Raw genomic sequence first — 11485 nt, 5'->3', positions numbered from 1 at the left:
GTAGGTGCTAAGTCATTAATCATAGGTGTAAATAATTATGTAGGATAAATATAATAGAAAATTTGGTATGTGCACGCGTAGCGTGTAATATTGCTTATACAGTTTGAGACAGTCCAGCATTTATGCTTATGATAATATTGATTGATTTTTAACAGTACATATTGGCAGTTAGTGGCGACATTTAATATCGGTAACCAATGCTTTAAAGTAAAGCATAGAGAGGGTAGAGTGTATGGGTTGTAATTAACTCAATCACTTTCGGTTTTTATAATATAAATAATATTACTAACGCAAAATAACTAGGTATATATAATGAAAAAACAACCAGCACAGTGGCTACTCAGTGCAGCGTCAGTGGGCATCGCCGGTATCATTCTTGCTCAAAGCTATGGAACCGCCGTAGCCGACACCAATACTGAAAGTTTCGTACAAACTCCTGAACAAAAAGTCACCACTCGCCAAGTCGCTGCATTGTTGGATCGTAGTCATTATCTTAATCAGCCTCTGGATAGTAAAACTGGTGCTGAGATTCTGTCTATGTATATTGACAGCCTTGATCCAAACCATACATTATTTTTGCAGTCTGATGTCGATGAGTTTAAGAAAAAATATGGCGATGATTTCGGTGCTAGGCTCAAGCGTGGCGATTTGTCTGCGGGAGTCGATGTTTTTGAGCGCTATCGTAAGCGCTCAAAAGAGTATTTTGAGATGGCAAGTAAGATGCTAAAAACTGATATCGACTTGACTGGTGACGACACAATCGTGCTTGATCGCGAAAAGCTCAATCATTTCAAAACCAAAAAAGAGCAGCGTGACTATTGGGCACGCCAGTTAAAATTTAGTTTGATAAGTATTACGCTTGGTCAAGAAGACGAAAAAGCCAAAGAACAAGTTTTCTTAGATAATCCAGACATTACGCGTGGACAAGACTTGGTGCGCAATGACCAGCGAACACCAAGTGAAATTTTATTAAATCGTTTGTCACGCCAGCAAGAGCAGTCGAAACGCCTTACCAATGATGAAATCATGGAAACGGTTCTCAATACAGCGATGCTGACATACGATCCACACAGTAATTATTATGCACCAATTCAGGCAACTGAGTTGCAAATTCAATCCAGTTTACAGTTAGAAGGAATCGGTGTATCTATTCGTCCAGATCGTAAAAACCCAGATTATACTCGTATTGTGACCTTGGTAGATGGAGGCCCAGCGGCTAAGTCTGGTCAAATCAAACCCAATGATTTGATTGTTGGTATTGCAAAAGATGGTGAGACCATGACAGATGTAGTGGGTTGGTCAACCCGCGAAATTGTCGGTTTGATTCGTGGTAAGCGCGGTACCTCAGTAACGCTTAAACTACGCCAGCCTAATACACCTGATGCCAGTGCTCGTACGGTAACTGTGGTACGCGATATCATTCAGCAAGAAGAATCGGGCGTGACCCATCGCGTTGTAGAAGTGCAGCGCCCTAATATTGATAAAACGCCGAAGCGTATTGGTGTCCTAGAAATTCCAAGTTTTTATCTCAATTATCAAGCACGCCGTAATGGTGAAGACTATCGCAGTGTCAGTATCGATACCGAAAATGCGCTGAAAGCCTTGAACAAAGAAAACATCGATGGGCTAGTTGTTGATTTACGTAATAACCCAGGCGGTTCGTTAGATGAAGTGGCTAAAATGCTTGGCTTCTTTATTAAAAGCGGACCTATGGTACAAATCCGTGACAATCGTGGCAATGTTCAAGTCTACCGTGATGACGATGGTGGTGAGCAGCTTTATGATGGTGATATGACGGTCATTACCAACTTAGCCTCTGCATCAGCCAGCGAGATATTTGCAGCGGCTATTCAAGATTATGGTCGTGGCCTGGTCGTTGGTAGTACCACGACAGGTAAAGGTTCTGCTCAAATTCAGCTAGATAGTTTGGCGTTGGGTTCTGCTACTTTAACGCAGCGCAAGTTTTATCGAGTGACTGGTGGTAGTACGCAAAATAAAGGCGTTGTGCCTGATGTTGAATTGGTCAATATCTATGATGATGCAACCTTTGGTGAGCGAGCACAGAAAAAAGCACTTCCTTGGGATACTATCAAAACAGCTCCTTACAAGCCTGAAGGGAAGTTTACTAGTGATACATTAGCGACTCTTAATCAACAGTCTAAAATTCGTCAAGAGCAAAATCCACAGTTTGTGTATTTATCAGCGTTGAATGATATTCGTGATATGGAAGATGAAAAGAAACCTATCAAACTTGATATTAATAGTCGCCGAGCTAAGATGAAGTTGATTGAAAAGCGTTCATTAGAAGCTGAAAACAAACGCCTCATTGCTACTGGAGAGCGTCCTTATGCAAATTGGAACACTTATCAAGCAGCCATGGATGCAAAGTTTGAAGAACGTAGCCGTATGAAAGCCAGTGAGCGTCCAGAGTTACCTGAAGATGAAGTCTTCATCAACGAAGCGGCTTACATCATGCTCAGTGCTAAACCTGAAATGCTGCTAAGTCCAGAAGATAAGTTGTAACAGGTTCATGTAAGCATATGCTTACATTAATAGACGTTTATACCTCTTACTAACTATGGGTCAATCTGCGATTATAACTGTACGGCACGACTGAACGAATAGGTTCATTGGTACTAGGGATTGGTATCTTAAAAGTCGCATCAAGGATAGATGGTTTGCTGATTAAGGATGATAGGGCTGGATGCCCGAAATAGTTAGAAAATACCCCGGGATTAGGTATCTTTTAACGATGACATGGATGGTTAATGATAAAAGCCGCATAACGCTTGTCGTTATGCGGCTTTGTTATGTTTGAAGGGTAGTAGTCAACAGGTTTATGACGACATACTTATTCTTTATTATCTATCGTCTATAAAGGAGCGGAGCTACAGCGTTGACCTCGCTTGAGGTATCACATATACGCTTATACCCGATTGCTTGATATTTATCTTTAACTGAATCAACCGTATCTGACGGCATACAGTTTGACGACATAAAGCCTTAGTAGTATTTTCTATAAGTTATAGGCCTAAAAACAGGCACAAAAAAAGCCAGTAGCGATAACTACTGACTTTTTAGATAAAATGATAATAGCTTATCACCTCATCTTTTCTTACTATTCTTTAGAATAGATTAGTGCTCAACGCCACCAGCACCATGCACATGGCCATGGTTTAGTTCGTCTTCAGTTGCTGCACGTACTTCTTGAACTTCAACGTCAAACGTTAGACGCTTACCAGCCAATGGATGGTTTGCATCAACAGTTACTTCTTTGTCGTTTACGTCAGTAACGGTCACTAGCATTACTTGGCCGCCAGCTTCTGACTGAAACTGCATACCAGGTTGGATGTCATCAACGCCTTGGAAGTTTTCACGTGGTACGTGTTGTACCGCTTGCTCTTGGTATTCGCCGTAGCCATCAGCAGGCTCAACAACAGCATTTACTTGTTCGCCAGCAGATTTACCTTCTAGCTGTTTTTCAAGACCTGGAATAATGTTGCTATGGCCATGCAAATAGGCAAGTGGTTGACCTTCTGGTGATTGGTCAAGGATGTTGCCTTCGTCGTCTTTTAGTGTGTAATTGAATTTGACGGCTGTATCTTTTGCGATAGTAGTCATAAATTATCCTAAATATTATATCTATGTAAAAAATTAAATACGGTTGCAATAAACCTAAAAAATTCAATTAGCAAGCCAAATAGCCACGTCATGAGTCAATTATCATCAGTTTATTAAAGTAACTTTAACAGTTAGCATCTTTAATTGAGATGCTACATATAACTTTCAAGGTAAAAGTACGAAAAAATGCTATTTAATCCTAATAAATGCCATATTTTATAGAAAAATTTTTGTTTTTCATCGTTTGAAGACGGTTATAAGGTGTTGCTAGTTTGGCATTTGCGTTTTTGGGTAAGGCTCTCTAACATAACTATAAAAATAAGGATGAAATGACCATGACTTCAGTTACTAGCAATCAGTCAGTAGTAACCAATAACATCGAGAATAGTTTTAATAATAATGATTCGAATACGATGCCTAATGTTAGCTATCGATTCGATTTTGAGCGTTTCTTTGAACATTTGGTTGATGTATCGCTTAGCTTTACCGCAACGATTGACGCTCCCCAGCTTTGGTTACCAGCATGGATACCGGGCAGTTATCTAATGCGTGAGTTTGCGCGAAACATTACCGCTGTGCATTATGAAGTGTTAGATAGCCAAATAGTAGGCGATAACAAAAAGTCCGAGAGGTATCGTGGCCAAAAAATAGACAAACATACTTGGGCGCTGCCGCATATTAAAACAGGACAGACAGTAGTCGTGCACTATGAAGTTTATTGTTATGATCTGTCGGTACGTACCGCTTATGTCGATCAGCAGCGATTGTATGGCAACTTCACTTCACTTGCATTGGCAGTATCAGGGCAAGAAGATACGGCTGTCACGGTGAGCTTAATCGTACCGGCCACATTCTTTGCAGATAGAGAGGAAGAGCGTGTACAGTTAGCCTCGGGCTTAGAGTCTGTGCATTTAAAAACCGACGCTCAGCACAGTTATGGATTACAAGCTGAAAGCTATCATGAGCTGATTGATTATCCTTTTGAAATCGCAGAACAAGATAAGTTTGATTTTATTGTTCAAGATGATACGCATCAAACGCTACCTCACAGCTTCTATTTGGCTGGTAAACACAGTGCTGATATGGGCAGAGTCCAGCAAGACGTCACTCAAATTTGTCAGACGTACTTAGACTGGCTGGGCGATGCACCGTTTGATGATTATACTTTTATGACGTTTGCCAGTGGTCAAGATTATGGCGGTTTGGAACATATCAATTCGACCAGTTTGATCATTCCGCGCCGTGATTTGCCAAGTGTCGATGAGCCAAAAATCCCAAGTGCCGAGTATCAGCGCTTTTTAGGTTTGTGTAGCCATGAGTATTTTCACGCATGGTGGGTTAAAACAGTACGTCCAGATGTAATGTTGGATGTCGATTTGCGTCGTGAAGCTTTTACGCCATTGCTATGGGTGTTTGAGGGTTTTACCTCTTATATCGATGATTTTATGTTGCAAGCGTCAGGTGTGATTGATAAGGAAAGCTATCTTAAATTATTAGCCGAACAGATCAATCGTTATTATCAAACGGCTGGTCGTGCGCACCAAAGCGTTGCAGAGTCGAGCTTTGATGCTTGGATTAAGTTGTATCGCAATGATGAGAATACAAACAATGCTGGTATCAGCTACTACAATAAAGGAGCGTTGGTAGCCTTGTGTTTGGATTTAATACTGCTGCAACACACAGATGGTCGCTATCGTTTGTTTGACGTGGTTAAAGCTTTTTATACGCAAGCCAAGCAAAACGACAACAAACGAGTTGGTATCAATAGTGCTGATATGGGTGCGGTAATTGGGCAGTTTATACCACTAACTGTTTGGGAGGATTTTGAGCGTCGATATGTCAATGGTGTTGAAGAGCTCCCTATCGAGGCACTGTTGGCGGCCAATGGCACTAAAATACGTGCCAATACCAAAGAGACTGCTGATAAGCATGTGCCGTGGGGCATGCGCTGTACGGAAACACCAGCAGGACTGAAGGTCAATCGCGTACAGCGTGAGAGTGCAGCTGCTAAAGCTGGTATATCAGCGAATGATATTATCGTAGCGATTGACGGTATCAAAGCTGATACAAAACAGTTAGCATCACTTAGTACTGCCACGCGTGACGTGGAATGTCACTTATTTCGCCGTGATGAACTGATATGTGTGAATGTGCTACCTAAAGCGGTTATTGAGCTTGACGCTGATGAAGGTATCGATACTAGTCATGACACGACTGTTCCATATAAAGTCAGTCTGCATTTAATCAAAGGCATGACACTGTCCGATATCAATGATAAACAGGATTTAATAGAGGAGGATTGGCAAGCATGGCTCAATGTCATGAGCCGCTATTGAGTATCGAGAGTTTTTCTATCCGTAAGTGTTATAGTAGCTACTGACAATCAGATATTAAGCGCCACCCTGTACCAAAAACAGATTTGGTGCAGGATGGCTAGGTTTATGGCGAAGAGTTATCAGCAATTCGCTATATTTTATAGACCTTAAAGTCTAATTCACTGGCTGCTCAATTTGTACTTCATCATTATCAGTGCTGTTGGTATCATCATCAATTGCGCTATTATTGGCTTTAGGCTCATTATTAATAACTTCTAAAGCAGCAATCCAGTTTTGCATTAACTGAATTTCAGCTTGCTGTGCGTCAATGATATCTTTAGCGAGCTGACGCATCTCTCCATTAGTACCGTATTCCAGTTGAATTTTTGCCATTTCTACCGCGCTAATATGATGCGGTAGCATGCCGCGCGCAAATGCCATATCAGGTACGGGATCTGCAATTCCTAATACCATGTCACCATTCAAGACATCCATACTTCTTGCATAGGCTTCTTGCATGGCCTCAGTATTGGGTTTAGGCTTGACGGTATCAGGGTGGCTGGCAAGCCATTTATTTAAAATAGCGATCTCTACTTGCTGATTGTCAATAATATCTTGAGCCAGTTGGCGTATCTCTTCATCACTGCCATATTTCAGTTGAATTTTTGCCATTTCTATCGCACCACGATGATGACCAAGCATCGCTTTAGCAAAGGCGGTATCAGGATCGTTATAACTCATGCCAATCATCATTTCATCATGCATTCTTGTCATCGCTCTTGTGTAATCTCTGAGCTCATCCGTCATTTGGCTTTCGTCTATGGTATCTTCGTCTTCTGACAGGTCATTAGCATCGTTTTCCTCAGGGGTTTCAGCCATGTCTGTTACGGGTGAGATGGTTTCTTCGTCAAGACTTGCTTCGCTATTTTCTGTTTTCGGCTGACAGGCACTCAGTATAAGTGCAGTAGAAATACTGGTGGCCAATAACACAAAACGATGAGAAGCAATCATGAGATATTCCTAAAATAAAAAATTAATAATAAATAAATGTGGCCTATTATACATAACCAATGATGTGTTTAAGCTTAACAGACAAACCTTACTCGTTCGAGACACTCTGTTTAATAGGTCGTAAGCTATTTTCTTGAGCCCGTATTCGATGTGTATGGGATTGACGGTAGGTTAGTCTTAAATACCTAGCTGCTGGAAGTGCGCACTATCTAAATGAATTCGTATAGACTCACCAACTGCTAAGTCATTCAATTTAAACCCTGCAATTGACCAACGTATCAAACGCAAGCAAGGCAGTCCCACATGTGCAGTCATGCGTCTCACTTGACGGTTTTTACCTTCATAAATAGTTATCATCAACCATGAGTCTGGCACACTTTTACGCTCACGTATCGGTGGATCACGTTGCCATAGCGGCATCGGTAGCTCATCTGCACTGATGTGTTTTACCTCAGCAGGGAGGGTTTTGCCATCTTTTAGCACCACGCCATTTTGCAGCGCTTTTAGTTGTTCAGGAGTTGGAATTCCTTCGACTTGCACCAAGTAAGTCTTGCCTTGTTTGCGCCCGGCATTAGCTTTGGGTGGATGGGTAATCGCTTTATTGACGCGCCCATCATTGGTCAAAATCAGCAGACCTTCTGAAGCAGCATCAAGCCGACCAGCTACTCGTAAGGATTTATCAGTAAAATACTGGGATAGGGTAGTATGGTTATTATTACTGTCATCTCTGAACTGACTTTGTACCCCATAAGGCTTATTAAATATAATGAGACTAGAAGTCGACATGGAGTGATATTTCCTGAATTTAAATCGTTAGTGAGTCATTACAACAGATATCTGATACTAAAAATAAGCTAAAAGTAGCTATAGGTTAATTACTATAGCCAATCTCATGTAAATCCGCTACATCGTCATCCTCGCCAACCATAATAGTGTATAGCTTGCACTCGGTTTTTTTGTATCGAAATTATTTAAACGTAACTATATAGTTTACATGTTTGCTTATTACACTAGGGCGTGTCTTCAATATCACCCGATAGTCATCTAAATGGGCTAAAAATGGCTAAATCTTGCCAAACATCGTCAAATAGCTGGTTAATATCTCGATATTATCTGCGCTATTTTTCTTGTTTGACGACAATTTATCTCATTTTTATCACCATTTTTGAAATGAAGACACGCCCTAGATCAATACCAAAATAATATTTGAATGTTCAACATGCCCTAAAGTCATTTTGTAAAAATAGTATTCATATTTTTGATACATAAATGTGCTGTATGTAAGAGCAGTTGTTGTCTTCAAGTTTGTTTAGTTAATGAGTGTATAAAATACTATTATAATAAAATAGCTAGCATAACAGAATGCCAGTGACGCTTGCGATATCTAACAGACAACTAAGAAGTTTTGTTTTTGGTAAAGCGATAATCCACGATGGGTATTTCCTAAGAGTATTTAAGCTTTGAGTAGTATGGTTTATAGATGTGTATCCACCCCTAGCTACTTATGTAAGTGTTTTTTATTTGACTCGCTACAAAACTTGTAGAAGACACATAAAAAAACACCTCAACGCCATAAGAGGGTTGAGGTGTTTTGTTTACTAGGGCGTGTCCTCAATTCAAACGAGTGTCCTCTAAATGGGCTAAAAATAGCTAAACTTTGCCAAACATCGTCAAATAGTTGGTCAATATCTCGATATTATCTGCACTATTTTTCTCGTTTGACGGCAATTTATCTCATTTTTATCACCATTTTTAAAATGAGGACACGTCCTAAGACTTAATAGCCTAAATATAATCGCTTAGCTATTACAGCGATGCTAATGCTTCATTAAACAAAGCACTTGGGCGCATTGCTTGTTTGGCCAATGTTTCATCGGCATAGTAGTAGCCTTTGATATCTACAGGTTTGCCTTGAACTGAGTTAAGCTCTTCAACAATGGCAGCTTCATTTTCTTTGAGCTTTTGCGCCAATGGTGTGAATTTCGCTTTTAGCTCGCTATCTTGATCTTGTGCTGCTAGCTCTTCAGCCCAGTACATAGCTAGATAGAAGTGGCTGCCACGGTTATCTAACTCACCAGTCTTACGTGATGGTGACTTGTCATTTAATAGTAGCTTTTCTGTCGCTGTATCTAGTGTGTCTGCTAATACTTTGGCTTTAGCATTTTTGTCATGTTCTGCCAAATGCTCCAAAGATACTGTTAAGGCTAAGAACTCGCCCAATGAATCCCAACGTAAGTGGTTTTCTTCTGTTAGCTGCTCAACGTGTTTCGGTGCAGAACCACCTGCACCAGTTTCAAACAAACCGCCACCTTTCATTAATGGAACAACAGACAGCATTTTAGCACTGGTGCCTAGTTCTAAAATTGGGAACAGATCAGTGAGATAATCACGTAAAATGTTACCAGTAGCAGAGATGGTATCAAGACCACGAGCGACACGCTCTAAGGTATAACGCATGGCGCGTACTTGCGACATGATTTCGATATGTAGACCTTCAGTGTCATGGTCTTTTAGATAGGTTTGAACTTTTTTGATCAGCTCATTTTCGTGCGGACGGTATGGGTCAAGCCAGAAGATAACTGGCGTGTTTGATTCGCGTGCACGGCGCACGGCCAGTTTAACCCAGTCTTGGATAGGTGCATCTTTGACCTGACACATGCGCCAGATATCACCTTTTTCCACACGTTTTTCTAGCAAGACTTCATCGGTATCAATATCAACAATACGCGCAATACCTGCATCGCTAGACTCAAACGTTTTATCGTGTGAACCATACTCTTCGGCTTTTTGTGCCATCAAGCCAACGTTAGGAACTGTACCCATTGTTTTTGGATCAAAGTTACCATGCCATTTGCAGAAATTAATCATCTCTTGGTAAATACGTGCAAAGGTAGATTCAGGCATGACTGCTTTACAATCGTACATTTTGCCATCAGCGCCCCACATCTTACCACCTGAACGGATCATCGCTGGCATAGAGGCATCAACGATCACATCACTTGGTGAATGGAAGTTGGTGATACCTTTTGAAGAGTCAACCATAGCTAGACGTGGGCGATGCTCTTGACAAGCATGCAAGTCTTGCTCGATCTCTTCACGCTTTGAGGCTGGTAGTTTTGAGATTTTGTCATAAAGATCGGCCATGCCGTTGTTGACGTTGATGCCTAGTTCATCAAAGAAAGCACCATGCTTTTCAAAGGCTTCTTTGTAGTAGATTCTGACCGCATGTCCAAACACGATAGGGTGAGATACCTTCATCATGGTCGCTTTTACGTGTAGTGAAAACAGAATACCAGCTTCGCGGCAGTCTTCCATTTCACGCTCATAAAACTCTAGCAGTGATTTTTTGCTCATGACCATCAGGTCGATGACTTCTTTATCAAGCAAGGCAATTTCAGGCTTTAAGACTTTTTTGGTGCCATCATCAAGTAGTAGATCCATACGTACAGTACGAGCTTTATCTAAAGTGATAGATTGCTCGCCATCATAAAAATCGCCACCGTGCATGTGTGATACGTGCGTGCTTGACCACTGCTTCCATTCACCCATAGAGTGTGGATGCTTACGTGCATAGTTTTTAACGGCTTTTGGTGCGCGGCGATCTGAGTTACCTTCACGTAGGACAGGGTTAACTGAACTGCCTAAGCTTTTACCATAACGCTTACGTAATGCTTTTTCTTCGTCAGTTTGTGGGTCTTCTGGAAAATCAGGAATGGCAAACCCTTTGCTTTGCAATTCTTTGATACAGGCTTTGAGCTGCTGTACAGAAGCACTGATGTTTGGCAGTTTGATGATGTTGGTATCAGGATCTTGTGTCAGACGACCTAGCTCCGCTAAGTTGTCAGGTACACGCTGCTCTTCAGTTAGGTACTCAGGGAATTCAGCCAACACTCGAGCGGCAACTGAGATATCAGTGGTTTCAACAGAAACGCCTGCTGTTTGGGCAAAAGCTTCAACAATGGGTAAAAATGACAGGGTCGCTAGCGCTGGGGCTTCATCAGTTTTTGTATAAATGATTTTTGACATTGTAATCGGGTATCCCTTTAGTTGTCGTTAATAATAATGCATACATATAATGTCGAATACAGTTTGGAAATACTACGTACAAACAAATTATATGATTGGATCAAGTACATCATGTGTCATCTCTAATAAATGATTAGAAATCACTTAAGTTTTTCTTTTACCTACGTTTGTTAATAGTCATTAGGGTAATGTGATTTTTTGACTGTCTACACGTGACTGCCTGAGAGTCATAAATCACCAAGTTTATATTATAGTTGATTGACTACAAACGAGCTATGATGTCAATCTTGTATAATGAACTAATTATACTATGTTCATACATACCCTATGTGTTCAAATTATTATAAGCTAATAACGACCTTATTCTATCAGTCATCAGCTTTGATATCATCTTTTCCATGCAACTACTGCTTTTTCATTGGCTTTTATTGCGTATGTAAGGTATAGTATATTTGCATTGTTATAAAAACCACCTACATTATAGTCGGTGGTTTTTTATCGGATATAGATAA

The 11485-nt window shown here is 40.7% G+C and carries 6 protein-coding genes; 2 read left to right on the top strand and 4 right to left on the bottom strand.

Annotated features, from left to right (window positions below):
- Positions 1 to 312: 312 nt before the first annotated feature.
- Positions 313 to 2523, top strand: coding sequence for a carboxy terminal-processing peptidase (locus ACT3SX_RS11055; RefSeq protein WP_192519661.1), 2211 nt, complete (start codon positions 313 to 315; stop codon positions 2521 to 2523).
- A gap of 612 nt (positions 2524 to 3135) precedes the next feature.
- Here the strand turns inward: ACT3SX_RS11055 and ACT3SX_RS11050 are convergent.
- A complete protein-coding gene (locus tag ACT3SX_RS11050) occupies positions 3136 to 3621 on the bottom strand; it encodes an FKBP-type peptidyl-prolyl cis-trans isomerase (RefSeq protein ID WP_192519662.1) in 486 nt (161 codons plus the stop codon).
- A 413-nt stretch (positions 3622 to 4034) separates the two neighbouring features.
- On the opposite strand from ACT3SX_RS11050, the gene ACT3SX_RS11045 reads away from it, so the two are divergent.
- Positions 4035 to 5957, top strand: a complete 1923-nt coding sequence (locus ACT3SX_RS11045) for a M61 family metallopeptidase (RefSeq protein ID WP_442062887.1) — start codon at positions 4035 to 4037, stop codon at positions 5955 to 5957.
- A 153-nt stretch (positions 5958 to 6110) separates the two neighbouring features.
- Here the strand turns inward: ACT3SX_RS11045 and copM are convergent, their stop codons facing one another.
- The 3 genes from copM to ACT3SX_RS11030 all read right to left on the bottom strand — a co-directional run bounded on the left by copM (position 6111) and on the right by ACT3SX_RS11030 (position 10973).
- Positions 6111 to 6947 carry a CopM family metallochaperone gene (gene copM / locus ACT3SX_RS11040; RefSeq protein WP_442069992.1) on the bottom strand — a complete coding sequence of 279 codons (837 nt, stop codon included), beginning with the start codon at positions 6945 to 6947 and terminating at the stop codon, positions 6111 to 6113.
- 177 nt (positions 6948 to 7124) lie between these two features.
- Positions 7125 to 7733 (bottom strand): pseudouridine synthase, encoded by a 609-nt coding sequence (locus tag ACT3SX_RS11035; RefSeq protein ID WP_442069994.1) that lies wholly within the window; start codon positions 7731 to 7733, stop codon positions 7125 to 7127.
- A 1020-nt stretch (positions 7734 to 8753) separates the two neighbouring features.
- Positions 8754 to 10973 carry an NADP-dependent isocitrate dehydrogenase gene (locus tag ACT3SX_RS11030; protein WP_442440077.1) on the bottom strand — a complete coding sequence of 740 codons (2220 nt, stop codon included), beginning with the start codon at positions 10971 to 10973 and terminating at the stop codon, positions 8754 to 8756.
- Positions 10974 to 11485 lie beyond the last annotated feature (512 nt).

This window comes from Psychrobacter sp. AOP31-B2-9 (assembly GCF_052378005.1).
GTDB lineage: Bacteria > Pseudomonadota > Gammaproteobacteria > Pseudomonadales > Moraxellaceae > Psychrobacter.
Note: the sequence above shows the minus strand (reverse complement) of the source record. Positions and strands in the feature narration are given on the sequence as shown.

Excerpts from the sequence above, each read along its gene's own strand:
- ACT3SX_RS11045 (WP_442062887.1), top strand. The coding sequence starts at position 4,035 with ATGCCTAATGTTAGCTATCGATTCGATTTTGAGCGTTTCTTTGAACAT.
- ACT3SX_RS11055 (WP_192519661.1), top strand. The coding sequence starts at position 313 with ATGAAAAAACAACCAGCACAGTGGCTACTCAGTGCAGCGTCAGTGGGC.
- copM (WP_442069992.1), bottom strand. The coding sequence starts at position 6,947 with ATGATTGCTTCTCATCGTTTTGTGTTATTGGCCACCAGTATTTCTACT.
- ACT3SX_RS11030 (WP_442440077.1), bottom strand. The coding sequence starts at position 10,973 with ATGTCAAAAATCATTTATACAAAAACTGATGAAGCCCCAGCGCTAGCG.
- ACT3SX_RS11050 (WP_192519662.1), bottom strand. The coding sequence starts at position 3,621 with ATGACTACTATCGCAAAAGATACAGCCGTCAAATTCAATTACACACTA.
- ACT3SX_RS11035 (WP_442069994.1), bottom strand. The coding sequence starts at position 7,733 with ATGTCGACTTCTAGTCTCATTATATTTAATAAGCCTTATGGGGTACAA.